The sequence below is a fragment of the Agromyces sp. NPDC060279 genome, assembly GCF_042726785.1.
Taxonomy (GTDB): Bacteria; Actinomycetota; Actinomycetes; order Actinomycetales; family Microbacteriaceae; genus Agromyces.
Genome location: NZ_JBHXBK010000001.1, coordinates 1,435,179 through 1,459,029, shown reverse-complemented (window position 1 = coordinate 1,459,029; position 23,851 = coordinate 1,435,179). Strand labels below are relative to the sequence as shown.

Genomic DNA, 23,851 nt, shown 5'->3' with positions numbered 1-23,851 from the left:
GCATCGTGGCACAGACCACCTCGGTGCTCGAAATCGCCGACGCCGAACTGCTCGGCCCGCGCGGCGCCGCCCGCGTGCAGCGCCGCCGCCGATACTCGAGCGAACGCAAGGGCATCGTGTGGCGCACGATCCTCGTCGCGCTCGTCGCCCTGATCGTCGTCTTCCCCCTGTACTGGATGCTCGTCGTGGCCTTCTCGCCGCGCGGCGAGGTCTTCGAGCCTGGCCTGCGGCTCTGGCCGAGCACGCTGACGCTCGAGAACTTCGCGAAGGTGTTCGACCGGGTGCCGGTGCTCGACTGGTTCGGCAACTCGGTCGTGATCGGCGCCTTCGTCACCGCACTGACGGTCATCGTGAACCTGCTCGCCGGCTACGCCTTCGCCCGGCTCCGCTTCCGCGGTCGCAACGGCATCTTCCTGCTCGGGCTCGCGACCATGATGATCCCCGTGCAGGCGATCATGGTGGCGCAGTTCAAGCTCGTCTCCGGCCTCGGCATCTACGGCACCTACTGGGGCGTCATCCTGCCCGGCGCGGCCGCCGCCTTCGGGATCTTCCTCGCCAGGCAGTTCTTCCTCTCCATCCCCGACGAGGTGATCGAGGCGGCCCGGATCGACGGCGCCGGCCAGCTGCGCATCTTCCTGCAGGTGGTGCTGCCGCTCTGCAAGCCGCTCATCGCGGTGCTGACGCTGCTCACCCTGCTCGGCAGCTGGAACGACTTCGCCTGGCCGCTCATCGCGCTGAAGGACAACGAGCTGTTCACCCTGCCGATCGGTCTGCTGTACCTGAAGAACCAGACCTCGCCGGACTACAACGCGATCATGGCGCTCTCGCTCATCGCGGTGCTGCCGATGGTGCTGCTGTTCGTGTTCTTCCAGCGATACTTCGTCCAGGGCTTCGCGAGGAGTGGAATCAAGTGACCATCAGCTATCTCTGCACGCTGCCGTTGCCGGACCACTGGTTCGACGAGCTCGCCCGGCGCGTGCCCGGCATCGAGATCGTGCGGGCCGAGACCGGCGCCGAGGTGCCGGCCGAGACGCTCGGCCGCATCGAACTGCTGCACACGGGCGACTGGTTCCCCGAGCCCGCCGCCGTGCCGGCGCTGCGCGGCGTTCAGCTCGACACCTCGGGCGTCGATCACGTGCGCGACACCCCGCTCTGGGCGAGCGGCGTGCCGATCGCGACGCTCGGCGGCATCGCGCCGGTGCCGATGGCGGAGTACGCGACGATGACGATCCTCGAGCTCGCGCACCGGATGCCTCGCATCGAACGGCATCGCGCCGAGCGCAGCTGGCCGTCGAACGCCGAGCGGCTCGCGACGTTGACGCCGCGGCAGCTGGCCGGGGCTACGGTCGGCATCGTCGGCTACGGCCGCATCGGACGCGAGATCTCGCGCCTCGCGGAGGTGCTCGGCATGCGGGTGCTCGGCGTCAGCCGTTCGGGCGCGCGGCAGCAGGGCGGCGAGAAGTTCGACACCGGGCGCCGCGCCGCCGCCGACGATCCGGCCGAGCTGTTCCCGATCGGCCGGCTCGACGAGGTGCTCGCGCAGAGCGACTTCCTGGTCGTCGTCGTGCCCCTCACCGAGGAGACCCGCGGACTGATCGGCGAGCGCGAGCTCGCGCTGCTGCCGGAGGGGGCCTACGTCGTGAACATCGCCCGCGGCGGCATCGTCGACGAGACCGCGCTGCTCGCGGGCCTGCGTGCCGGGCGCATCGCCGGCGTCGCGCTCGACGTCTTCGACGAGGAGCCGCTCGGCCCCGACTCGCTCTGGTGGTCGGAACCCGGCGCGCTGATCACACCGCACGTCGCGGGACTCGCGCCGCAGTACCATGCACAAACGCTCGATCTCGTGGTCGAGAACGTGACTCGACTGGCCGAGCGACGGCCGCTGGTGAATGAGGTGGACCGTGCAGCCGGTTACTGAGCCCCTGATCGGGCCGAAGCGACAGCGCGAGCTGCTCAACTACATCCGCACCTACGGCGCGGGCTCCGTCAACGAGATGGCGAAGCTGCTCGGCGTCAGCACCTCCACGGTGCGGCGCGACCTGAATGAGCTCCAGGACCGCGGACTCATCGAGCGCGTCCACGGCGGCGCTGCGCAGGTCGAGGACGACGTGGAGCCGCTCCGGCCGCTCCGCGAGACCGCCTACGCGGAGGAGAAGCAGCGCATCGGCCGGGCCGCGGCCGCGCACGTGCAGCCGAACTCCACGGTGCTCATCACGGGCGGCACCACGACCGAGGCCATGCTGCCGTTCCTCGGGTCCGTGCCCGGGCTCACCGTGCTCACGAACAGCCTGACGGTGGTGAGCCGGCTCGCACAGTTCCCCGACATCGACATCATCGTGCTCGGCGGGCTGCTGCGGCGGCAGGAGATGAGCCTGCTCGGCCACCTCACGATCTCTGGCCTCGACGAGTTCGGCATCGACCAGGCGTTCACCGGCGCGTTCGGCGTCGACCCGGAGATGGGCGTGACGGGCACGAACCTCTCGGAGACGCAGACCGACCGCTCCCTCGCCTCCTCGGCGGTGCGGCTCACGGTGCTCGCCGACCACTCGAAGCTCGCGAAGCGGGGGCCCGCGAAGCTCGTGCCGACGAGCGGCATCTCGCGTCTCATCGTCGACGACGGCGCGGATGCCGAGGTGCTGGAGCGTCTGCGCGAAGCCGGGGTGACCGTCGAGACATGCTGACCCCGACCTCCCGCCTGGTCGCGGGGCTGGGCGCGAGCCTGTCCTCGATCGCGGCCTTCAACGTCATCACCCTCGAGTACGCCGAGGGCATCGTCGCCGGCGCCGAGCGCGCGGGGCTGCCCGTGCTGCTCTCGGTGAGCCACAACGCGGTGCGCTTCCACGGCGGCCTCGCGCCGATCGCGGCGGCCTGCCGCCGGCTCGCCGAGGACGCCGAGGTGCCGGTGGCCCTGCACCTCGACCACTGCGAGTCGGAGGCGCTCGTGCGCGAGTGCGCAGAGCTCGGCTTCGGCTCGGCCATGTTCGACGCCTCCCGGCTGCCCTATGAGCAGAACGTCGCGGAGACCGCCCGGGTGGCCGAGTTCGGCCGCGCCGCCGGGCTCTGGGTCGAGGCCGAGCTCGGCGAGATCGGCGGCAAGGACGGTGCGCACGCCCCGGGCGTCCGCACCGACCCCGCCGAGGCCGCCGCCTTCGTCGCCGCGACCGGTGTCGACGGCCTCGCGGTCGCGGTCGGCACCTCGCACGCGATGACCGACCGCACGGCCCGCCCCGACGACGCGCTCATCGCCCGGCTCGCGGCGGCCGTGCCGGTGCCGCTCGTGCTGCACGGCTCCTCCGGCGTCGCCGACGCGGGCATCCGCTCGGCGGTGGCCGCCGGCATCCGCAAGGTCAACGTCGGCACGCAGCTGTCGGCCGCCTATTCCGATGCCCTCCGCGCGACGCTCGGCTCCAGCACCGACCCGCGGGCGGCGCTCGCCGCGGCCCGCGAGGCGATCGCCGAGCGGGTCGCCCAGCTGCTCGCCGTCGTCTCCTCCCCCATCGATCCCCAGAGTTAGGACCACCCATGTCAGCAACCGTGTCCGGGCCGAGCGCCCACGAGGACGAGCCGAGCGCGGCCGAGCTCCTCGCGGCCGGCGACATCCTCGGCCTCATGCGGGCCTGCCACGACCGCCGGCTCGAGCGCGAGGGCATCCCCATGGTGCTCGGCCTCGCCGACGAGCGCGGCAGCATCCCCGAGGCGGCGACCCCGGCCCAGCTCGCCGAGGGCCGCGCCTTCGCCGAGGTCTTCGACCGCTACTCGGCCGAGCTCGTGCCGTGGGCGCGCGCCGACGACGAGGGCGCCGTCATCACCGCGATGCAGGTGCTCGCCTACACCCACTTCGCGCCCGGTGCGGCGCCGATCACGGACGCCGCGTCCGCCACGGAAGGACCCCACGCATGACCAGGCCCTCGTTCGACGCCCAGCGCGAGCAGCTGCAGCGCGGCCACTTCATCCGCGTCGTGAACTACCACTCCACCCCGCGCGGGGCCCGCGCGGAGCTCGCGAGCGAGCTCGCCGGCTTCGCCCGCGACTACGCCCCGGTGACCCTCGACGACCTCGACCGGCTGTTCGAGACCGGCACCTGGCACAAGGACAAGCCGGGCGTCATCCCCGTCTTCTACGAGGGCTACCGCAACTCGGTGACGGTCGCGGCCCCGCTCTGCGACGAGCTCGGCCTCACCGGCTGGTTCCCGATCGCCACCTCCTTCGTCGATTGCGATCCGGAGCACCAGGAGGCCTTCGCCCGGGCGCACTGGATCTCGCTCGTCGAGGAGGACACGAAGGGCGGCCGCATCGCGATGAACTGGGACGAGGTGGCCGAGATCTCGAAGCGGCACGTCGTCTTCCCGCACACGGCGCACCACGAGGGCTTCGACGGCGTCTTCTCCGACGCCGACCTCGAACGCGAGGTCGTCGAGTCGAAGCGCCAGCTGGAGGCGGTCACCGGGCAGGAGGCGCCGGCGTTCGTCTGGCTGCACGGCTCGTCGTACGGGCAGAGCCTGCGCCACGATCAGGCGGTGCGGGATGCCGGCTACCGCTACCAGTTCGCCAACACGATGATCCACCGCATCAACTAGCGGGAGCGAGGGGCCGGGCCGGTGGCCGGCCCCTCGTGCGGCGCCCGCTCGGTCAGACCGGCACGCCGCGGTGGCGCAGCAGGCCGTCGTGCTCGCGCCAGACCAGCTCGACGGTGCCGCCGCGCCGGGTCGAGCCCGCCGAGCGCGCGGTGCCGGGCGCGACCCGCTGCAGGACCCCGAGTTCCCCGAGCCGGTGCACGGCGCGCTCGTCGTCGAGCGCCGGTCCCGCACTCGCGGGGTGCCAGCTGCGCTCCGGGTAGGGGAGCGGGGCGGATGCGAACCCCCGGATACGGCCGTCGCCGCCGAGGGTCGTCGACCGGAGCGCCCCCTCGTCGTCCGGCTCGCCGAGGCGGAAGCGGGCGACGTCGCCCGCGGCATCCGTCCCGCGCCGGGTGAAGGCGGCCTCGGGCGACCAGTACCAGCTCTGCAGGCCCCCCTCGGCGTCGAGGGCGAGCACCTCCAGGTGGTTCGGGCCGAGCGGCGACTGCACGATCTGGGCGTCGACGTAGCGCGCACCCGCGGCGAAGTGCAGGCCCGCGCTCCAGCGGCCGGGCGGCACCTCGGGGGTCTGCAGCGGGTCGTCGTCGTGGTCCGCGTTGAACCAGAACACCCAGAGCCCGTCCACCGCGTCGCAGGCGAGGAGTTCGAGGTTTCCCCGGGCGCCGTACACGCCCTGCGCGATGGAAGCGGGCCCGGCGGTGGCGCGATGTGCCCCGACGATCTCGGTCATTTCTGAATGCATCTGCTTATTCTTGCTCATATGTGCCTATTTGTGACACGATGGGCGCAACGTCATCCCGAAGGAGAGCAATGAGAATCGCCCGCGTCCTCGTCGACGGACAGCCCCGCCTCGTCGTGCGTGACGAGCGCTCGACGCGCGTCGCCCCCGCCGGGCACGCCGACGACGCCCTCCAGGCCATCGCCGCCGCAGCCGCCGGCGACACCGCCGACTGGGCCGAACTCGACGTCGAGGGCCTCGAGTTCCTCGCCCCGGTCGCCGACGCCGGCAAGCTCATCGCCGTCGGCCTGAACTACGTCGACCACACCGCCGAGACCGGGCTCGCCCAGCCCGAGCGCCCGCTCACTTTCGCGAAGTACGCGACGTCGCTCACCGGCCCGGCGAGCGATGTGATCGTGCCCGACCACCTCACCCAGGGCGTCGACTTCGAGGCCGAGCTCACCCTCCTCATCGGCCGCCGCTGCGGCGGCGCGACCCCGGCGACGCTCGCCGACGTCGCCGCCTACACCGTCGCGAACGACGTCTCGGCGCGCGACGTGCAGTTCGGCGACGTGCAGTGGACCCGCGGCAAGTCCTTCGACACCTTCACCCCGCTCGGGCCCTGGCTCGTCACGCCCGACGAATTCGGCGAGCCCGGCGGCCACCGCATCTACGCCGAGGTCGACGGCGAGCTCCTGCAGGAGGACGACACCGCCGAGATGATCTTCGACGTGCCGACCATCCTCGCCTTCGTCAGCGACGGCGTCACGCTCGAGCCCGGTGACCTCATCCTCACCGGCACCCCCGCCGGGGCGGGCGGCTTCCGCACCCCGCCGCGCTACCTCCAGCACGGGCAGGTCGTCACCGCCGGCGTCGAGGGCATCGGCGAACTGCGCAACCGCTTCGTCTACCGCTCGCGGCTCGCCGCGTAGCACCCTGGAAGGACTGCGAAGGAGCACCATGAGCATCGACCGTCGAGTACTCGTCCTGATCGGCGCAGGATCCGCCGTGTTCACCCGCGGCCTGCTGGCCGACCTCATCGGCGCCGAGGACCTCGGCGCGTGGGAGATCCGCCTCGTCGACGTCGACCCGGTCGCGCTCGACGTCGCCGCCGACCTCGCCGAGTCGATGGTCGCGGCGCGCGGGGTGGGCGAGACGATCCGCGTGGTCCGCTCCACCGAGCGGCGGCAGGTGCTGCCCGGCGCCGACTTCATCGTCACCTGCGTCGGCGTCGGCGGCCGGCCCGCCTGGCAGCTCGACCACGAGATCGTGCAGAAGCACGGCGTCTTCCAGCCGGTCGGCGACTCGATCATGCCGGGCGGCATCTCGCGGCTGCTCCGCACCACCCCGGTGCTCGTCGACATCGCGCGCGACATCGCCGAGCTCGCGCCCGAGGCGTTCTTCTTCAACTACTCGAACCCGATGACCGCGAACGTGCAGGCCATCCACCAGCAGACCGGCCTCGACGTCGTCGGGCTCTGCCACGGCATGCACCACATCCAGCGCGAGCTCGCCCAGCTCATCGACGCCCCCTTCGAGGAGACGTCGACGCTCTACGCCGGCATCAACCACCTCACCTTCATCTACGACTTCCGCTGGAACGGCCGCGACGCCTGGCCGCTGATCCGCGAGCGGGTGCGCCGCGAGCTCGCCGAGGCGCCCGACCCGGCCGACATCGGCAACATCTTCTACGAGACGCCGACCGCCTGGCACAACCCGTTCGCCTGGGAGCTGTTCGAGCGCTACGGGGCCTTCGCCGCCGCGGGCGACCGGCACGTCGTCGAGTTCTTCCCCGAGCGCTTCGCCTCGGGCGACTACTACGGCAAGCAGCTCGGCATCGACGCGTTCAGCCTGCCGGAGATCCTGGAGTGGGGCGAGAACCGCTACCAGGGCATGAAGCGCCAGGCGCTCGGCGAGGAGCCGCTCGACCAGTCGATCTTCGAACGCTCGGGCGGCGAGCAGGAGCAGCTCATTGCGATCATCCGCTCGATCACCTTCGACCGCCGCGAGATGTTCAGCTGCAACGTCGTGAACCGAGGCATGGTGCCAGGCCTGCCCGAGTGGTCGGCCGTCGAGATCCCCGGCGTCGCGACGGCGCGAGGCATCCGCCCCGTCTCGGTGCCCGACCTCGGCCGGCCGCTCACCGCGATCCTCGCCCGCCGGCTCAGCTCCGTCGACCTCGCGGTCGAGGCCGCCCTCTCCGGCGACCGCGGCCTCGTCGTCGAGGCGATGATCGCCGACGGCGCGGTGACCGACGCCGACCGCGCCGCGGCCCTCGCCGACGAGCTCATCGAGGCCCAGGCCGCGCACCTGCCGAGGTTCGCATGACCGCCCGCAACCTCGGCAAGGAGGAGCGCGAGGCCGCCGAGCTCGCCGCCGCCGAGGCGGCCGGCGCCGCGGACGAGACCGCCTTCGCCGCGCGCGGCGGTGTGCCCACCCACGAGTGGGGCGAAGGGCTGCGCAGCCAGCAGTGGTTCGGCGCCGAGGGCAAGACCGGGTTCATGCACCGCTCGTGGCTGCGCAGCGAGGGGCTGCCCGACGACAGCTTCCGCGGCCGGCCGATCATCGGCATCGCGAACTCCTGGAGCGAGCTCACGAGCTGCAATCTGCACCTGCGCGGCCTCGCCGAATACGTGAAGCGCGGCATCTGGCAGGCCGGCGGCGTGCCGTTCGAGTTCCCCACGACCTCGGCGGGGGAGCCGATCGTGCGCCCGACGGCGATGCTCCTGCGCAACCTCATGGCCATGGACCTCGAGGAGACGCTGCGCTCGAACCCCCTCGACGGCGTCGTGCTGCTCGCGGGCTGCGACAAGACCACCCCGGCCTACCTCATGGGCGCCGCCTCCGTCGACCTGCCGGCCCTGCTCATCACCGGCGGCGCCATGCTGAACGGCAAGCATCGCGGCACCGACATCGGCTCCGGCACCTCGGTGTGGAAGTTCACCGAGGCGCACCGGGCCGGGCTCATCGACGACACCGCGATCACCGAGGCCGAGGGCTGCATGGCCCGCAGCCAGGGGCACTGCCAGACCATGGGCACCGCTTCGACGATGGCCTGCGTCTCGGAGTTCATGGGGATGCAGCTTCCGGGCACGGCCTCGCTGCCCGCGAACGACTCGCGGCGGCAGGCCGCCGCGCACCTGGCCGGCCGGCGCATCGTCGAGATGGTCGCCGAGGACCTGCGGCCCTCGAAGATCCTCACCAGACGGGCCTTCGAGAACGGAGTTCGCGCGAACGCCGCGCTCGGCGGCTCGACGAACGCCGTCATCCACCTGCTCGCGCTCGCCCGCCGGGTCGGGGTCGAGCTCACCCTCGACGACTTCGACACGCTCGTGCGGGACGTGCCGGTGCTCGCCGACCTCATGCCGAGCGGGCGCTTCCTCATGGAGGACTTCGAGTACGCCGGCGGCACGGCGGGCTTCGCCGAAACGCTCGGCGAGCTGCTGCACCGCGACGCGCTCACCGTCACCGGCGCGACGCTCGGCGAGAACTACGCCGGCGCGGAGGTCTTCAACCGGGAGGTGATCCGCCCCCTCGATCACCCGGTCAAGCCCGTCGGCTCCGGCATCGCCGTGCTGCGCGGCAACCTGGCTCCCCGCGGCGCGGTCATCAAGCAGTCGGCCGCCGACCCGCGGCTGATGCAGCACACCGGGCGCGCGCTGGTCTGGGACACGCTGCAGGCCTACCTCGCCGACGCAGAGGACCCCGAGCTCGACGTCGCGCCCGACGACATCCTCGTCGTGCGCAACGTCGGGCCGAAGGGGTACCCGGGCATGCCGGAGGTCGGCAACCTCGCCCTGCCGCGGAAGATCCTCGAGGCGGGCGTCACCGACATGGTGCGCATCTCCGACGCGCGGATGAGCGGCACCTCGTACGGCACCGTCGTGCTGCACGTCGTGCCCGAGGCCGCCGCGGGCGGACCGCTCGCCTTCGTGCGCACGGGCGACACGATCACCCTCGACGTGGCCGGGCGTTCGCTGCACGTGCACGTCTCCGACGAGGAGCTCGAGGCCCGCCGGGCGGACTGGCAGCCGCCGACGGTGCCGGGCAGCGAGCGCGGCTGGACCCGCCTCTACATCGAGCACGTCACCCAAGCCGACGAGGGGCTCGACCTCGACTTCCTGCAGGGGCGCTCCGGCGCCGCGGTCGGTCCGCAGGCGTTCTGATGACGGACGCGGGCGTGCTCGTCGTCGGCGCCTCAGGCATCCTGGCCCCGGCCGCCGCGCAGCTCGCGGCGGCCGACGACGGCGCGCCCGTGACGGGCGTCGGCCGGGTGCGGCCGATGCCGTCCGGCGTCGAGGCGATCGCGGTGGACGCGCGGGATGCCGCGGCCCTCCGCCGGGCGCTCGGGGCGCGGCGCTGGGCGCGCGCCGTCGTCTACGCCCCCGCGGTGACGGATGCCTCGCTGCCGGTGCTGCGCGCCGCGGTCGACGGCCCGGTGGTACTCGTGCGCACGAGCGCCGAGGCCGCCCCGTCGCCCGAGGAGCCCGGCGCGCCCGCGCCGGAGCCCGGTCCGTGGACGCTGCAGCTCGGCTGGGCGCCCGGCGCCGGCGGCGCCCGCTGGCATACCCCGGAGGAGATCTCCGACGCCGCGCTCGCCGTGCTCCGCGACGGCGCCGGTCGCACGCTCGGCGCGGTGCGACCCTGGGCGGATCGGCCGTGATCCTGTTCCTGGCGGCGTCGCCGAGCCTCGACCTCACGTACGAGGTCGACCGCCTCGAACGCGGGGGCGTCACCCGGCCGCGCCGGGTCACCGCGGTGCCCGGCGGCAAGGCGCTGAACGCCGCCCGCGTCGCGATGGCCCTGGGCGGCACGGCGCGTCTCGTCGCTCCCCTCGGCGGCGCGACGGGGAGACGGGTCGCCGTGCTGCTCGCCGAGGAGGGCGTCGGGGCCCGGCTCGTCGAGGTCTCCGGCGAGACCCGCAGCTGTCTCGCGATCGTCGAGGACGGCGATCGACCGACGAGCACGGATCTGTACGAGGCATCCGCGCCGCTGGTCGAGGGAGAGTGGCGTGCGCTCGCCGAGGCGATCCGGGCCGAGGCGGCCGACGCCGCACCGCGCTGGCTCGCCCTGTCCGGCTCGGTGCCCGCCGGGATCGCGCTCGACGAGCTGGGGGAGCTGCTGCGCGAGGTGCGGGCCGCGTCGGGCGCCCGCCTCGGCGTCGACAGCTCGGGTGCGCCGCTCGCGGCGCTCGCCGGGATCGCGGACCTCGTGAAGGTGAACCTCGGCGAGGCCGCCGAACTGCTCGGCGTGGCGCCGCCGGACGCGGCGGCGGCCTGCGCGGCGCTCGCCGAGCGCTTCGGCACGGACTCCGTCGTCACGGACGGCGTGCGCGGTGCCGCGGCGCTGCTCGGCGGGGTCGGGTTCGCGGTCGCTGCGCCCCGGGCCGCCGGCCGGTTCCCGGCGGGCAGCGGCGACGCGTTCTTCGGCGCGCTGCTCGCGGCGCTCGACGCGGGCCACGGCCCCGAGGCCGCGCTGGAGGCCGCCCGCGATGCCGCGGAGCGGAACGCCGCGGTGCCCGGACAGGGCCGGCTCGGCTGACTCGCGTCCCACCTTCCGACTTGCCCGACTTTGATGAAAGTCGGGCAAGTCGGAAGGTGTGGCGGGGCCTCAGCCGACTCGGTAGACGCGGTGGTGCACGGCGTCCGCGCTGCGGGCCGCCGAGGCGAGGAACACGCTTTGCTCGAGCGCGGCGAGCCGCGGGGCCGAGGTCTCGAAGTGCACCGTGATGCGGAAGGCGTAGTCGCGGGGGTCGACGCTCTCGCCGCGGGCGAGGGCGGCGAGCACGGCCGGCGGCCCGGTTCGCAGGCCCCGGGTCTGCAGGTAGATCCGCTCGCCCTGCGGCGTGCGGGCGGTGTAGCGGGTGTCGATCTCGATCGCGCCGTCGGGTCGGACGAGCTGCCAGTCGGCTCCGCCCGGCTCGATCTCGGCGCCGCCGAGCCCGGCGAAGGCGCCGATGCCCTGGAGCGAACCGCCGAGGATCGGGATGACGCGACGGCGCCCCGCCCGGGTCGCGCCGTGGTCGGCGAGCGGGCCGAGGGCGACCGTGACGTCGAAGACGGCATCGAGGCGGGGCGCGGGGAGGGTGTCGAGCACGGGGCATCCTGTCTCTGCTGGGCGCCGCCGCGGTCGCGGGCCCGACGCCGAGATCGTTTTGTCACAAAATAATCTGGCGAGAGGATTGACGCAAGGTAATTTTGTGACAAAACTGTCTGCTCGGACGTTCATCTGACGAGGAGGACACGATGAAGATCGTCATCGCGGGTGCCGGGATCGGGGGGCTCGTCGCCGCCCTGAGCCTGCACCAGGCAGGATTCCGCGACATCGCGGTGTACGAACGGGCCGCGGAGCTGCGACCCCTCGGCGTCGGCATCAACCTGCTGCCCCACGCCGTGCGCGAGCTCACGGAGCTCGGGCTCGGCGACGCGGTCGCCGACCTCGGCGTGCCGCCCAGCCGGCTCTCGTACTTCAACCGCCTCGGGCAGCTGATCTGGTCGGAGCCGCGCGGGCTCGAGGCCGGCTACGCCTGGCCGCAGCTCTCGGTGCACCGCGGCGAGTTCCAGCTGCTGCTCGCCGCCGAGGTCGCCCGCCGGCTCGGGCCGGGCGCCATCCGCACCGGCCACCGGCTGGTCTCGGTCGAGCACGGCGAGCACGTCGAGCGCGCGCGCTTCGAGCGGCCCGACGGCACCGCCGACGAGGTCGAGGCCGAGCTCGTCATCGGCGCCGACGGCATCCACTCCGCGCTCCGCGACCAGGAGCACCCCGACGACGGCGCGCCCGTCTGGAACGGCCTCATCCTCTGGCGCGGCACCGCGACGATCCCCACGTACCTCGACGGGCGCACGATGATCATGGCGGGCGACGGCGAGCAGAAGTTCGTCGCCTACCCGCTCGCCGGCGAGGGCGGCGAGACCGGCGAGACCGGCGAGCCGGGGATGACCCGGGTGAACTTCATCGCCGAGCGGCGGGCGCCCGAGGGCGCGAGCGAGCTCGCCGACTGGAACCTGCCGATCGACCCGGCGCCCATCGTCGAGCGCTTCGCCGAGTGGCGCTTCGACTGGCTCGACGTGCCGGCCACCATCGCCGCGGCCGACGAGATCCTCGAGTACCCCATGGTCGACCGCGAGCCCCTGCCGCACTGGCGCGCGGGGAGCTCGACCCTGCTCGGCGACGCCGCGCACGCCATGTACCCGAACGGTTCGAACGGCTCCTCCCAGGCCATCCTCGACGCCCGCACGCTCGCGTTCCACCTCGCCGGCGCGGTGCGGGGGCTCGGCGGGTCCGCGGGGGCCGCCGAGACCGCGGCGGCGGTGCGGGCGGCGCTCGACGCCTACGAGGCCGACCGCCGTCCGGCGACCGCGGCGCTGCTCGCGATGACCCGGCAGCTCGGGCCCGAGAAGGTCATGCAGCTCGCCTACGAGCGCGCACCGCAGGGCTTCGCCGACATCCATGACGTCATCCCCGAGGCGGAGTTGCGCGAGATCGCCGACGCGTACAAGCGCGCCGCCGGCTTCCACCCCGCCGCGCTGAGCGAGCGCGCCTCGCTCACGCCGGCGAGCGTCGAACCGTGATCGGGTCGCTCGCGGGGCTGGCACACTGAGGGCATGGCAGTAGTGCGCGCGGGATCGGCGGATGGCTCGGCCGAGCTGGCCCGGTTGAACCTCGTCGTCTCGCCGCTGCGGCGCGCGCTGCTCAAGGGCGCGCGCGCCGCGGCGGAGCTCCCTGACATCCCCGACGCTCAGATCGAGCTGCTGCGGGCCGTGCCCCGTGGCGTGCAGAAGTCGCCGGGCGAGCTCGCCGCTGAGCTCGGGCTCGGGCGCTCCACCGTCAGCAATCTGCTGAAGCTGCTGGAGCAGTCCGGGCTCGTCGAGCGGGCCACGAGCGGCAGCGACGGCCGCCGGGTCGCGGTGCGGGCGACCGAGCGCGCGCTCGACCTGCTCGAACGCTTCGACCGCGCGAGCGGGGAGCTCGTGGCCGAGGCAGCGGCGGGGCTCGGCGGCGACGAGCGCCGCGCTCTGGTCGCCGCGGTTCCGGTGCTCGAGCGGCTGCGCGAGCTCGTCGAGGCTCAGAGCGAGGCGAGCAGGGCCTCGGCGGCGGCGCGGGAGCGCGTCATCCGCGAGGGGTCGTCGTCGAAGTCGCCGAGGAAGACGGAGCCGAGCGCACAGGTCAGCACGCCGTAGGCGGCGGTGACGCACGCGTTCTCGTCGGCGTGCGGATGCGCCGCGGCGACGAGTTCGGCCAGTTGCAGCCGGGTCGCGGTGTACGCGGTCGTCAGCACTTCGGCGATCTCGGGCGTCACCCGGGAGAGCTCGACGAGCCCGAGCACGACGGCGTTCTCGCGGTCGGGGGCGTTGAAGACCGGCCCGAAGAGGTAGTCGAGCGCGGCCTCGATGCCGTCGATGCCGGCAGGCAGTATCGAGCCCACCTCGCCGCTCTGGTCGGCGAAGACGGCGACGGCCGTGTCGTGCAGCAGTCGGTCGCGGTTGCCGACGAAGTGCCGCACGTGCCCGCGGGACATGCCCGCGGCGTCGGCGATGCGGTCGAGGGTGGTGCCGTGGATGCCGTGCTCGGCGATGGTGTTCATCGTCGCTTCGATGATCTGCTCGCGGCGCTCGGCGGCGACGGATGGGCGTGCCAACGACGCATCTCCTCTCCTGCGGCGCCGACCGGGGCGGCTGCAGCTCGAGTGTAACGGCCCGGTAAATTTTAGTCTAGTCGGACTTGACTAACTATGGATGACGGACGTAGCGTGACCGTCACCCGCGCCGAACACCGGCGCGACGTCCCGAAGGAGCGACATGCCCGACATCCTGCGCATCCCCCCGGCGCCCGAGAGCCCGCTCTCGACCCCGGCCCGGATCCGCATGCGCGACGGCGTGCGGCTCGCCGCCGACGTCTACCTGCCCGGCGCCCCCGAGGCGGCCGACGCGAGCCCCGGCGACACCATCCTCATCCGGCTGCCGTACGACAAGTCGGGCGTCTACTGCTTCATCCCGCTCATCGCCGAGTACTTCACCCGGCGCGGCTACCGGGTCGTCGCGCAGGACGTGCGCGGCAAGTTCCGCTCCGAGGGCGACGCACTGCTCTTCGTGAACGAGGCCGACGACGGCTACGACACCCTCGAGTGGATCACCCGGCAGGCGTGGTCCAACGGCCGCGTCGCCATGTGGGGCGACAGCTACTACGGCTACACGCAGTGGGCCGCCGCCGCGAGCGGCCACCCCGCGCTCAAGGCGATCGCGCCGCGGGTCACAGGCACCCAGCTCGGCGAGCCCGTCCGCCGCACGGCCGCCGAACGCGTGCGCCGCGTCGAGTGGGGCATCACCTACCTCTACCCGCTCACCCAGTTCTTCGAGAACGACGCCCTGCACTGGGAGCCCGACTGGTCGAGGCGCGACTTCGCCGCCCAGGCCGAGGAGGTCATCGCCCAGCTCGGGCAGCGCGGGCTCTCCTACGACCAGTGGTACCCGAACCCCGTGCTGCTGCCCCGCTTCCCGCAGGGCGACCCGTTCGCCGGCCGCTCGGTGCCCGTGCTGCACACGATCGGCTGGTGGGACAACTGCGCACCGCTGTCCTGGGCCGACGTCGCGGCCATCGCCGAACGCCCGAACTGGGAGGCCCACCACTACCTGCGCATCGAGGCGATCGACCACGAGAGCTACCAACTGCTCGAGGCCGACGGCGACCGGGTCGCCGAGCGCAGCGACGCGCAGATCCGGGCGCTCCTGCCGCGCACGCTCGACCCCGCGCTCGACTTCTTCGAGGTCTTCGTGCGCGGCAACGGCCGGGCGGGCGAGTTGCCGCGGGTGAGCTGGAACCTCGCCGGCACCGAGGAGCAGCGCGAGTCCGCCACCTGGCCGCCCGCCGGGGTACGCACCGTGACGCGCTACGCCACGGCCGACGGGGCGCTCGCCGAGCACGCCGGTCCCGAGGCGACGCTCGAGTGGCGGCACGACCCGGCGGACCTCGTGCCGTCGAGCGCGCCGGACGCCTTCTCGTTCCTGCTCACGCTGCCCGACGAGGCGCCCATCGGCGAGCGGGACGACGTGCTGCGCTTCGACTCGGCCGTGCTGACGGCCGACGTCGACCTCGCCGGCCCCGCGACGGCGCGGCTCGAGCTCAGCTCGGACGGGCCCGTGGCGGACTGCTTCGTGCGGCTGCTCGACGTCGCCCCCGACGGGTCGGCCCTCCGCATCGCCCGCGGGCAGCTGCAGCTGCTCGACGCCGGCACGCCGCACACGCTCGAGATCGACCTCGGCCAGCTCGGCTACCGCGTGCGCGCCGGCCACCGGCTCCGCATCCACGTCTCGAGCAGCGACTACCCCGAGTTCCTGCCGCAGACCGGCACCGGGGCCGACCCCTGGACCTGGGGCGAGACGCGGATCACCACCCAGCGCACGCGCGTGGGCGGCGCCGACGGTCTCGCGCTCACGCTCACCGTGCTGGAAGGAGCACTGCCGTGATGGACCCCGTGCTCGAGTACGTCTTCGAGATCAAGGCGACGATCGATCCCGACTTCCACATCGGCCGCGGGCCGGAGGAACGGCTGTCGTTCACGCCCGTCTCCGGCGGCAGCGTCGACGGCCCCCGGCTGCAGGGCGAAGTGCTCGGCGGGGGCGGCGACTGGGCGGTCGAGCGCTTCGGCACCGCGCAGCTCGAGGCGCGCTACCTCATCCGCGCCGCAGACGGCGCCGTCATCGACATCCTGAACCGCGGCTACTTCCGGGCGAGCCCCGACGTCCTCGCCCGCATGGACGCCGGCGAGGACGTGCCGGAGACCGAACCGGGACTGTACTTCCGCACCGCGCCGGTCTTCCAGACCGACGCACCGCAGCACCGATGGCTGGCCGAGCACCAGTTCGTCGGGCTCGCCCGTGACGAGGGCGGCCAGGTGTGCATCCGCGTCTTCCTGCTCCGCTGAGCAGCCGCGCGGATCGCCGCCACCGGCACCATCCCTTCCCCCATCCATCCACGGCCCGGCGGATCCACCGGATCCGGCCGGACCGCCAGGACCGAACGGAACTCTCATGAAGCGAACTGGACTCGCGGCGGGCGCCGTCGCCTGCGCCGCGATGCTGGCCCTCACCGCCTGCGGACCCCGCACCGGCGGCGACGCCGACGGCGCCAGCGCCGAGCTCACCCTCGTCGACGCCCAGCCGGCCGGCACGCAGCCCGTCGACGAGGTCACCTGGGCCATCGTCGAGGGTGAGCCGGCCACGTTGAACCCGGCCGCCTCGGCGAACCTCATCATCCCGAACCTCTGCGACAACCTGCTCTCGCTGCAGCCCGACTTCTCGGTCGAGCCGGGCGTCGCCGAGCGCGCCGAGTTCGTCGACCCGGTGACCTTCGTGATCACCCTCCGCGACGACGTGACCTTCTGGGACGGCAGCCCGCTGACCGCCGACGACGTGGTCTACAGCCTGCAGCAGAGCACCGACCCCGCCTCGCAGTGGTACGGCGCCTTCGCCCTGGTCGACCCCGATCCGGCGACCGGGATCGTCGCCACGGGGCCGCTCGAGGTGACCGTGCACTTCGTCGCGCCGGACTCCACCTTCCGCGACGCGCTCGCCGGGCAGGGCGGCGCGGTCATGCAGAGAGCTTTCGGCGAGGCGGCGGGGCCGGCCGTCGGTACCCCGGACGGCGGGCTCATGTGCACGGGCCCGTTCGAGCTCGCCGAGGGCGGCTGGAAGCCGGGCTCGGAGATCGTGACGACCGCGAACAAGGAGTACTGGGGCGGCGCCCCGCTCGTCGAGCAGCTCACGTACACCTTCGTGAACGACGGCTCGACGCTCGCCACGGCGCTCACCCAGGGCGAGATCGACGGCGCGATCAACGTCGCGCCGAGCTCCCGCGCGGTCTTCGAGGGCGACGGCGCCGGCACGCTGACCGTCGGACACTCAACCGCCTCCTACAGCTTCGGGCCCGTCTCGCCGACGAGCGCGGCGGCGAACCCGAAGATCCGGCAGGCGCTGAGCCTCGCGATCGACCGGCAGCAGTACCTCGACACCGTCGTCAACGGGCTCGGCTACGTGCAGAAGACGCTCGTGCCCGAGTTCTCCTTCCAGTCGATGGAGGCCGCCGACGTCTACCAGGCCGGCTACGACGCGCTCGCCGAGCCGACCGTCGACCTCGAGGCGGCGAAGCAGCTCGTCGCCGAGAGCGGTGAGGACCTCAGCGTGCCGCTCGTGGTGGCGGTGCCGGCCGGGGCGAAGGAGTTCGCGCAGACCGCCGCGATCATGCAGGCCGCGGGCAAGGAGATCGGCCTCCGACTCGAGATCGACGAACTGCAGGCCTCCGACTTCGGCGCGCTCTTCTACGATCCCTCGAAGCGCGCGGGCATCGACTTCGTCGCCACCCAGGGCTACCTCGAAACGCCCGGCGTGCTCGGCTACCCCTCGCTGTTCCTGCTGCCGCCCGCGATGGGCGGGGTCTTCAACTGGAGCGAGTACGACGACCCCGACGTCACCGCGCACCTGATGGCGGCCCGCAACGCGAGCGACCCGCGGACGGCGGCGAGCGAGTTCGTCGCGGCCCAGGAGATCTTCGCGCCGCAGCAGCTGCAGGTCACGCTCGCCGGCACGTACCAGCTCACCTACCTGAACTCCGAACTGAGCGGCGTCACCACCTCGGTGGCGGCGTACAGCAGCCCCTGGGCGCTGCACCTCGGCGGCAAGTAGCCGGACGACCGGCAGACGGAGGACGACGACGGTGCCCCCACTCACCAGGACGGTGCTCGCGAGGCTCGGCGGGATGCTGCTGACGCTCTTCCTCGCCAGCGTCGTGATCTACTCGGCGGTGCTCCTCACCGGCGACCCGATCGCGGCGCTGGCGGGCGGCGCGAAGCCGACGCCCGAGCTCATCGAACAGATCCGGGCCGCCTACCACCTCGACGACCCGCTGTGGTCGCGGTACTGGCAGTGGCTCACGAGCGCGGTCCAGGGCGACTTCGGGCGCTCCTTCGTCTACAAGACGGAGGTGATGACGCTGCTCGCGCCGCGTTTCGGGCTCACCCTGCAGCTCGTGCTGCTCACCGTGCTCATCATCCTGGTGTTCGGGGTCGGCTCCGGCGTGGTCGCGGCGCTCCGCGGCGGGGCCGTCGACCGCACGGTCGCCGTGCTCACCTCGCTCGGGATGGCGCTGCCGACCTTCGTCGTCGCCATCCTGCTGATCTGGATCTTCGCGAAGACCCTCGGCTGGTTCCCCGTCTACGGCGAGGGCGGGGGCGGCTGGGACCGGCTCTGGCACCTCGTGCTGCCGGCGGTCTCGCTCGCGGTGCTGTTCATCGCGTACCTCAGCCGGGTCACCCGCAGCGCCCTCGTCGCCCAGGTGCACTCGGAGCACGTCGAGACGGCGCGGGTCCGCGGCATCCCGCGTTCGCGCATCTTCCGGGTGCACGTGTTCCGCAACGCCGCCCCGCAGATCCTCGCGATCTCCGGCACGACGATCGCGGGACTCTTCGCGGCGTCGGCGATCGCCGAGGTCGCCTTCGGGCTCGGCGGCATCGGCTCGCTGCTGGTGCAGGCGGCGGCCAGAGCCGATCTGCCGGTGGTGCAGATCGTCTCGCTCCTGCTCGTCACCATCTTCGTGGTGCTGAACGCGATCGCCGACCTCTGCAGCGCCCTCATCGACCCGACGAGCGTGGCAGGAGGGAAGGCGGCATGAGCGTCGCACAGATCGCCGGCGGGGCGGTGCCGACCGTCGCCAAGCGGGCGGCCCGGCGGGACTGGCTGTTCCGCGGCGCCCTCGTGGTGTTCGGGATCATCGCCCTCGCCGCGCTGCTCGGCCCGTGGATCGCGCCGTACGACGCGAGCGCGCTCTACGTCGGCCCGGTGAACGGCGCGTCGAGCCTCGCCCACCCCTTCGGCACGGACGACGTCGGCCGCGACATCCTCTCCCGCGTGCTCGTGGGAGCCGGGGCGAGCGTGTTCGCGCCCATCGTCGTCGTGCTGCTGTCCACCGTGCTCGGCCTCGGGCTCGCGCTCACCGCCGCGTGGTTCGGCGGCTGGGTCAGCGGCGTCGTCGCCCGCGTCGTCGACGTGATCTTCGCGATCCCCGGCCTCGTCATCGCCGTGCTCGCGGTCGCGATGTTCGGCAAGGGGCTCGTCGCCCCCGTCGTGGCGCTGTCGATCGCGTACATCCCCGTCGTGGCCCGGCTCACGCAGACGGCCGCCGCGCGCGAGCTCGGCAAGCCGTACCTCGCCGCGCTGCGGGTGCAGGGCGTGTCGAGCCTCGCGATCTGCTTCCGGCACCTGGTGCCGGCGATGATCCCCGTCGTCGCGGCGCAGATGGCGGTCGGCTTCGGCTACGCGATGCTCGACCTCGCGGCGATCTCCTTCCTCGGGCTCGGGCAGCAGCCGCCGGCGCCGGACTGGGGGTCGATGATCGCGAGCGGGCAGGCCGGCATCCTCGCCGGGGCACCCGAGCAGTCCGTCTTCCCGGCGGTCTTCGTCGTGATCACCGTGCTCGCCGTCGGCATCATCGGCGCGCGCGTCACCCTCTGGGCCGAGGAGAAGGAACGATGACCCACCCCATCCTCGAGATCTCCGGACTCGACGTCTTCGCCCCCGGCGCCGACGGGCCCCGTCAACTCGTGTTCGACTCCACCCTGAGCGTGGGACGCGGCGAGGCCGTCGGGCTCGTCGGCGAGTCGGGCTCGGGCAAGACGCTCACCGTGCGAGCGGTGGCGGGGCTGCTGCCGGACGGCTTCACGACCCGCGGCGCCATCCGCGTCGACGGGCAGGAGCTCGCCGGCCTCGGCCGGCGCGCGGTCCGGGAGCTCCGCGCCAGACGCATCGGGATGGTCTTCCAGACGCCGCGTGCGCACCTGAACCCGTTGCGCACGATCGGCGACTTCCTCACCGAGGCGCTCGTGCACGTCGCGGGGGCGAGCCCCGCCGACGCCGGGCGGCGCGCCCGCGCGCTGCTCGACGAGGTCGGCATCACCGATCCGGACCGTCGGATGCGGCAGCACCCCGGCGAGCTGTCCGGCGGGCTGCTGCAACGGGTCATGATCGCCGCCGCGCTCGCCATGGACCCCGAGATCCTGCTGGCCGACGAGATCACCACCGCGCTCGACGTGACCACCCAGGAGGAGGTCATGGCGGTGCTCGCCGAGCTGCGCGAGCGCCGCGAGCTCTCGCTGCTGTTCATCACCCACGATCTCGCCCTCGCCGGCGCGGTCTGCGACCGGGTCAACGTCATGCAGCACGGCCGCATCGTCGAGACGCTGCCGGCCGCCACCATGCGCCGCGACGCGACGCAGGCGTACACGCGGACGCTGATGGCGGCCGCGCTCGACGAGGCGCCGCCGATCGTCGCGGAGGCCGGGGCCTCCGCACCGCCGATTCTGCGGCTCGAGGGCATCCGCAAGAGCTACCGGCTCCGCGACGCCCGCGGCCGGGCCGACACCCTCGTCGCGGTCGACGACGTGTCCATGGAACTCGCGCGGGGCGGCTCGCTCGGCATCGTCGGGGAGTCGGGCTCGGGCAAGACCACCGCCGCCCGCATCCTGCTCGGCCTGGAGACGGCCGACGCCGGCCGCATCGAGGTGGCGGGGGAGGACTGGAGCCGACCAGCCCGCGGCAGCCGCGGGCGCCGGCATCGCGCGAAGCTGGCCCAGATGGTCTTCCAGGACCCCTACCAGTCGCTCGACCGGCGCCAGACCGTTGGGCAGTGCCTCCGCGAGGCGGTCCGGGTGCACCGGCCACGGGTGGAGCGGGCCGAGCTCGACGCGCGCATTGCCGAGCTCATGAGCCAGGTGCGGCTCGACCCGGCCCTGCTCGGCCAGCGGCCGCGCTCGCTCTCGGGCGGCCAGCGGCAGCGGGTCGCGATCGCCCGCGCCCTCGCCGCCGACCCCGAGCTGCTCGTGCTCGACGAGGCCGTGTCCGCGCTCGACGTCACGACGCAGGTGGAGATCCTCACCCTGCTCGACACGATCCGCCGGGAGACCGGCCTCGCGCTCCTGATGATCACGCACGACCTCACGGTCATCCGCCGGCTCTGCGACCAGGTCGTGGTGATGCGCCAGGGGCGGATCGAGGAGCACGGGACCGCCGAAGCCATCCTCGATGCGCCGCAGGCGGAGTACACCCGGCTCCTCCTCGACTCGATCCCGCGCGAAGGCTGGACGCCGCGCCGACGCCGCCTCGGCCGCACCGGCTCCCTCGCCACCGTGACCCGCAGTACCGTGATCCCCGGCTGAACGGAAGGACCCCATGCCAGCACCTCTGATGGAACCCGCCTTCGAGTACTGCTTCGAGCTGCGCTGCCTCGTCGACGAGGCGATCCCGCTCGGCGGCGCCGAGCCCGGCGAGGGCCTGCACTTCGCCCGGGTCTCGGGCGGTGACTTCGACGGCCCCAGGCTGCGTGGGCGCGTGCTGAACAGCGGCGGGGACTGGTGGACCGCCCGCGGCCTCACCGTCGAGCTCGACGCCCGCTACGTCATCGAGGCGGAGGTGACGGGCGGCACCGCCGGCGTCGAGGTCGTGAATCGCGGCGTCTGGCGCATCGACGAGGCGGGCTACGCGCGCCTCCTCGCCGGCGAGCACGTCGACGAGCGCGAGCTCTACTACCGCACCGCGTTCCGGTTCCGCACCGAGCACCCCGAGCTCGGATGGCTCGGCGAATCGCAGTTCGTCGGCTACGCGCGCCCCGCACCCGGGCAGGTCGTCATCCGCGTCTTCCGCCTGGTCTGACCCAGCCGAGCGCCCCCACCTCAGCACGCCCCCGACCGGCCGATCCGGCCGGCCAGCAGAATGGAACGACCATGACCGACTCCGCCGAGCTCCTCATCGTGAACGGCCGGGTGTTCGACGGTCGCCTGCGCACCGCGAGCACCGCCGTCGCCGTCCGCGACGGCCGCATCCTCCGCGTCGGCTCGGACGCCGAGGTGCTCGCCCTGCGCGACGACGCCACCACCGTCGTCGACGCCGCCGGCGGGCTCATCCACCCCGGCTTCGTCGACGCCCACGCCCACGCCGTCTTCGCCGGGGTCGAGCGGCTCAGCATCGACCTCACGCCGGCCGTCACCGTCGAGGAGACCTACGAGCTGATCCGTGCCGGCGCGGCGCGCAGCGACGGGGAATGGGTCACCGGAGGCGGATGGAGCCACGAGCTCTTCCCCGCGCCGACGCGGCAGGAGCTCGACCGGATCGTGCCCGACCGGCCGGTCGCGCTGAGCGACGCCGGGCATCACACCCTCTGGGTCAACTCGCGGGCGCTCGAGCTCGCGGGCGTCGACGCGGACACCCCCGAGCCGCGCAACGGGCACATCCACCGCGACGAGCACGGCGTCCCGACCGGGTACCTGAACGAGACGGCCGCCGAGCTCGTCGGCCGGGTCGTGCCGCCCGCCACCGAGCAGGAGATGTCCGCGGGACTCCGCAACGCCGAGGAGTACCTCTGGTCGCTCGGCGTCACCGGCTGGCACGAGGCGATCCTCGGCGAGTACAACGGCAAGGCCGACGCGACGCCCGCGTACCTCCGCGGCATCGCCGACGGCAGCCTGCGCAGCGAGGCATCCGGCGCCCTGTGGATCGCGCCCGGACTCGGCGAGGCGGACGTGCCCGCCCTCGTCGCCCGCTTCGTGGAGCTGCGCGAGCGGAACGCCGCCGCCGGCTTCGACACGTCCACGGCGAAGGCGATGATCGACGGCGTGCCGCACGGCGAGACCGCCGCCCTGCTCGAGCCCTACTGCAGTCACGGCGACGGCTTCGCCGGCGAGCTGCACTTCGACGAGGCCGCGATCCGCGCCCTCGTCGCCCAGCTCGACGCGGCCGGATTCGCGCTGCACCTGCACATCATGGGCGACCGGGGCGTCCGGGTCGCGCTCGACGCGATCGAGGCGGCCCGCGCCGAGAACGGCACGGGGCCGCGGCACCACATCGCGCACCTCTCGATGGTGCGCCCGGAGGATGCCGCCCGCTTCGGGCCGCTCGGCGTGACGGCGAACATCCAGGGGCTGTGGGCGGCGCCCGATCCGGCCGTGGTCGCCATGATCGGGGAGGCGCGGATGCAGGCCGGGTACCCATTCCGGAGCATCGCGGAGAGCGGCGCCGAGCTCGCGATGGGTTCGGACTGGCCGGTCTCCCCGGCCGAGCCCTGGCTCGCCATCCATGTCGCGGTGAACCGCTGGCTGCCGCTGCCGCCCGGAGCCGAGGCGTCGCCGCTCCCGGCAGGCGGGACGCCGCCGACCCTCGACGCGGAGCACCAGGCGCTGAGCCTCGAGCAGGCGCTCGCCGCGTACACCGCCGGCTCGACCGAGCTCGTGCTCCGGCGTCCGGGGCGGATCCGGGTCGGCGAACGCGCCGACCTCGCCGTCGCGAGCGCCGACCCCTTCGAGCTGCCGCCGGCCGCCCTCGTGTCCGTGCAGACGGCCGTCACGGTCGTCGCGGGAGTGGTGCGCTTCCAGCGCTGATCGCCGCCGCCGCGCGCCGGGCAGAGGGCCGCCTCTCCCTTTTCCGACTTGCCCAACTTTCATGAAAGTCGGGCAAGTCGGAAGGACAGGGGTAGCGCCCGCGCACGCAGAAGACCCCGGCGATGCCGGGGTGTCAGCCGA

At 73.2% G+C, this 23,851-nt stretch carries 24 protein-coding genes; 21 read left to right on the top strand and 3 right to left on the bottom strand.

What is annotated here, in order from left to right; translation table 11 throughout:
- Nucleotides 1-5: 5 nt before the first annotated feature.
- From ACFWE1_RS06870 to ACFWE1_RS06845, 6 genes are read left to right on the top strand one after another with little or no spacing between them, the layout of a single operon-like run.
- Nucleotides 6-914: a carbohydrate ABC transporter permease gene (locus ACFWE1_RS06870; protein WP_230763602.1), complete on the top strand. Its 909-nt coding sequence runs from the start codon at nt 6-8 to the stop codon at nt 912-914.
- Nucleotides 911-1,918 carry a D-2-hydroxyacid dehydrogenase gene (locus ACFWE1_RS06865; RefSeq protein ID WP_376932724.1) on the top strand — a complete coding sequence of 336 codons (1,008 nt, stop codon included), beginning with the start codon at nt 911-913 and terminating at the stop codon, nt 1,916-1,918. The genes ACFWE1_RS06870 and ACFWE1_RS06865 overlap by 4 nt, the downstream gene beginning before the upstream one ends.
- Complete coding sequence (locus ACFWE1_RS06860) at nt 1,902-2,681, top strand: DeoR/GlpR family DNA-binding transcription regulator (RefSeq protein ID WP_189083305.1); 780 nt, start codon at nt 1,902-1,904, stop codon at nt 2,679-2,681. The genes ACFWE1_RS06865 and ACFWE1_RS06860 overlap by 17 nt, the downstream gene beginning before the upstream one ends.
- On the top strand, nt 2,675-3,514 hold the full coding sequence (locus tag ACFWE1_RS06855) for a class II fructose-bisphosphate aldolase (RefSeq protein WP_376932723.1): 840 nt from the start codon (nt 2,675-2,677) through the stop codon (nt 3,512-3,514). Before ACFWE1_RS06860 ends, ACFWE1_RS06855 begins: the two co-directional genes overlap by 7 nt.
- A gap of 8 nt (nt 3,515-3,522) precedes the next feature.
- Nucleotides 3,523-3,900 (top strand): hypothetical protein, encoded by a 378-nt coding sequence (locus ACFWE1_RS06850; protein WP_376932722.1) that lies wholly within the window; start codon nt 3,523-3,525, stop codon nt 3,898-3,900.
- Nucleotides 3,897-4,577, top strand: coding sequence for a polysaccharide deacetylase family protein (locus ACFWE1_RS06845; RefSeq protein ID WP_376932721.1), 681 nt, complete (start codon nt 3,897-3,899; stop codon nt 4,575-4,577). The genes ACFWE1_RS06850 and ACFWE1_RS06845 overlap by 4 nt, the downstream gene beginning before the upstream one ends.
- A 52-nt stretch (nt 4,578-4,629) precedes the next feature.
- Here ACFWE1_RS06845 and ACFWE1_RS06840 read toward each other — a convergent pair whose 3' ends face one another.
- A complete protein-coding gene (locus tag ACFWE1_RS06840; protein WP_376932720.1) occupies nt 4,630-5,307 on the bottom strand; it encodes a hypothetical protein in 678 nt (225 codons plus the stop codon).
- An 80-nt stretch (nt 5,308-5,387) separates the two neighbouring features.
- On the opposite strand from ACFWE1_RS06840, the gene ACFWE1_RS06835 reads away from it, so the two are divergent.
- The 5 genes from ACFWE1_RS06835 to ACFWE1_RS06815 are packed head-to-tail and all read left to right on the top strand — an operon-like array spanning nt 5,388 to nt 10,836.
- Nucleotides 5,388-6,227, top strand: coding sequence for a fumarylacetoacetate hydrolase family protein (locus ACFWE1_RS06835; protein ID WP_230763614.1), 840 nt, complete (start codon nt 5,388-5,390; stop codon nt 6,225-6,227).
- A 28-nt stretch (nt 6,228-6,255) separates the two neighbouring features.
- Nucleotides 6,256-7,623, top strand: a complete 1,368-nt coding sequence (locus ACFWE1_RS06830; protein WP_376932719.1) for a hypothetical protein — start codon at nt 6,256-6,258, stop codon at nt 7,621-7,623.
- Complete coding sequence (locus ACFWE1_RS06825; protein WP_376932718.1) at nt 7,620-9,461, top strand: IlvD/Edd family dehydratase; 1,842 nt, start codon at nt 7,620-7,622, stop codon at nt 9,459-9,461. The genes ACFWE1_RS06830 and ACFWE1_RS06825 overlap by 4 nt, the downstream gene beginning before the upstream one ends.
- Nucleotides 9,461-9,958 carry a hypothetical protein gene (locus tag ACFWE1_RS06820; protein ID WP_376932717.1) on the top strand — a complete coding sequence of 166 codons (498 nt, stop codon included), beginning with the start codon at nt 9,461-9,463 and terminating at the stop codon, nt 9,956-9,958. Before ACFWE1_RS06825 ends, ACFWE1_RS06820 begins: the two co-directional genes overlap by 1 nt.
- On the top strand, nt 9,955-10,836 hold the full coding sequence (locus ACFWE1_RS06815) for a 1-phosphofructokinase family hexose kinase (RefSeq protein ID WP_376932716.1): 882 nt from the start codon (nt 9,955-9,957) through the stop codon (nt 10,834-10,836). Before ACFWE1_RS06820 ends, ACFWE1_RS06815 begins: the two co-directional genes overlap by 4 nt.
- 69 nt (nt 10,837-10,905) lie before the next feature.
- Here the strand turns inward: ACFWE1_RS06815 and ACFWE1_RS06810 are convergent, their stop codons facing one another.
- Nucleotides 10,906-11,391, bottom strand: a complete 486-nt coding sequence (locus tag ACFWE1_RS06810) for a DUF3237 domain-containing protein (protein WP_376932715.1) — start codon at nt 11,389-11,391, stop codon at nt 10,906-10,908.
- Between the two features lie 149 nt (nt 11,392-11,540).
- Here ACFWE1_RS06810 and ACFWE1_RS06805 point away from each other — a divergent pair, with 149 nt between their 5' ends.
- Entirely contained in the window at nt 11,541-12,866 is a 1,326-nt protein-coding gene (locus ACFWE1_RS06805) for a flavin-dependent oxidoreductase (protein WP_376932714.1), read from the top strand.
- 33 nt (nt 12,867-12,899) lie between these two features.
- The gene (locus tag ACFWE1_RS06800) at nt 12,900-13,475 is read left to right on the top strand and encodes a MarR family winged helix-turn-helix transcriptional regulator (RefSeq protein WP_376932713.1); all 576 of its coding nucleotides are present in this window, start codon (nt 12,900-12,902) and stop codon (nt 13,473-13,475) included.
- Here the strand turns inward: ACFWE1_RS06800 and ACFWE1_RS06795 are convergent.
- Nucleotides 13,361-13,933, bottom strand: coding sequence for a TetR/AcrR family transcriptional regulator (locus tag ACFWE1_RS06795; RefSeq protein ID WP_376932712.1), 573 nt, complete (start codon nt 13,931-13,933; stop codon nt 13,361-13,363). The genes ACFWE1_RS06800 and ACFWE1_RS06795 overlap by 115 nt on opposite strands.
- A 160-nt stretch (nt 13,934-14,093) precedes the next feature.
- Here ACFWE1_RS06795 and ACFWE1_RS06790 point away from each other — a divergent pair, with 160 nt between their 5' ends.
- The 8 genes from ACFWE1_RS06790 to ACFWE1_RS06755 all read left to right on the top strand — a co-directional run bounded on the left by ACFWE1_RS06790 (nt 14,094) and on the right by ACFWE1_RS06755 (nt 23,710).
- On the top strand, nt 14,094-15,758 hold the full coding sequence (locus tag ACFWE1_RS06790; protein ID WP_376932711.1) for a CocE/NonD family hydrolase: 1,665 nt from the start codon (nt 14,094-14,096) through the stop codon (nt 15,756-15,758).
- Nucleotides 15,758-16,216, top strand: coding sequence for a DUF3237 domain-containing protein (locus tag ACFWE1_RS06785; protein ID WP_376933075.1), 459 nt, complete (start codon nt 15,758-15,760; stop codon nt 16,214-16,216). Before ACFWE1_RS06790 ends, ACFWE1_RS06785 begins: the two co-directional genes overlap by 1 nt.
- 106 nt (nt 16,217-16,322) lie before the next feature.
- The gene (locus ACFWE1_RS06780; RefSeq protein WP_376932710.1) at nt 16,323-17,972 is read left to right on the top strand and encodes an ABC transporter substrate-binding protein; all 1,650 of its coding nucleotides are present in this window, start codon (nt 16,323-16,325) and stop codon (nt 17,970-17,972) included.
- A gap of 31 nt (nt 17,973-18,003) precedes the next feature.
- Nucleotides 18,004-18,957 carry an ABC transporter permease gene (locus ACFWE1_RS06775; RefSeq protein ID WP_376932709.1) on the top strand — a complete coding sequence of 318 codons (954 nt, stop codon included), beginning with the start codon at nt 18,004-18,006 and terminating at the stop codon, nt 18,955-18,957.
- Nucleotides 18,954-19,817, top strand: a complete 864-nt coding sequence (locus ACFWE1_RS06770; RefSeq protein ID WP_376932708.1) for an ABC transporter permease — start codon at nt 18,954-18,956, stop codon at nt 19,815-19,817. Before ACFWE1_RS06775 ends, ACFWE1_RS06770 begins: the two co-directional genes overlap by 4 nt.
- Nucleotides 19,814-21,496, top strand: a complete 1,683-nt coding sequence (gene nikE / locus ACFWE1_RS06765; RefSeq protein ID WP_376932707.1) for a nickel ABC transporter ATP-binding protein NikE — start codon at nt 19,814-19,816, stop codon at nt 21,494-21,496. The genes ACFWE1_RS06770 and nikE overlap by 4 nt, the downstream gene beginning before the upstream one ends.
- Nucleotides 21,497-21,509: 13 nt before the next feature.
- Nucleotides 21,510-21,989 carry a DUF3237 domain-containing protein gene (locus tag ACFWE1_RS06760; protein WP_376932706.1) on the top strand — a complete coding sequence of 160 codons (480 nt, stop codon included), beginning with the start codon at nt 21,510-21,512 and terminating at the stop codon, nt 21,987-21,989.
- 71 nt (nt 21,990-22,060) lie between these two features.
- Nucleotides 22,061-23,710, top strand: a complete 1,650-nt coding sequence (locus tag ACFWE1_RS06755) for an amidohydrolase (protein WP_376932705.1) — start codon at nt 22,061-22,063, stop codon at nt 23,708-23,710.
- The last annotated feature ends 141 nt before the right edge of the window (nt 23,711-23,851 follow it).